The organism is Acinetobacter courvalinii, assembly GCF_014635545.1.
Lineage (GTDB): Bacteria > Pseudomonadota > Gammaproteobacteria > Pseudomonadales > Moraxellaceae > Acinetobacter > Acinetobacter courvalinii.
The window spans coordinates 1-511 of record NZ_BMDA01000027.1; the positions used below are offsets into that span (position 1 = coordinate 1).

1 protein-coding gene is annotated in these 511 nt (G+C 53.8%); it reads left to right on the plus strand.

What is annotated here, in order from left to right; genetic code table 11:
* Window positions 1-511: Ig-like domain-containing protein (locus IEV39_RS18405; RefSeq protein WP_188382629.1), on the plus strand; the 511-nt coding region annotated here is incomplete at both ends.

Here is a 511-nt window from a genome sequence, read left to right on the forward strand (position 1 = left end):
TGATACCATCACTGCGATTGCAACTGACCCTGCAGGTAACCCGTCTGTACCAGGTACAGAGACTGTAGACATCACTCCACCAAATCCAGCGGGTGCAACCCTTGCGATTGATGCGGTGACAGCAGACAACGTCCTCAACGCAGCAGAATCAGCGGGCACAGTGACAGTAACAGGTACCTTAACCGGTATCCCTGCAGATGCAGCCACCACAGTGGTGACTTTAGTCATCAATGGCGTGACTTACACTGCAACTGTAGATGCAGCGACAGGTAACTGGACAGCCGATGTAGCAGGTAGTGACCTGTTGGCCGATGGCGACAAGACCATCGATGCCACAGCGACCTTCACCGATGCAGCCGGTAACAGCAGCAGCGTGACGGATACGCAAGTCTATAACGTGGATGTGACTGCACCGAATGCCCCAGAGATTGATCCAGTCAATGGTACCGATCCAATCACTGGTACAGCAGAACCAGGTTCATCCGTGACTGTGACCTTCCCAGATGGCAGC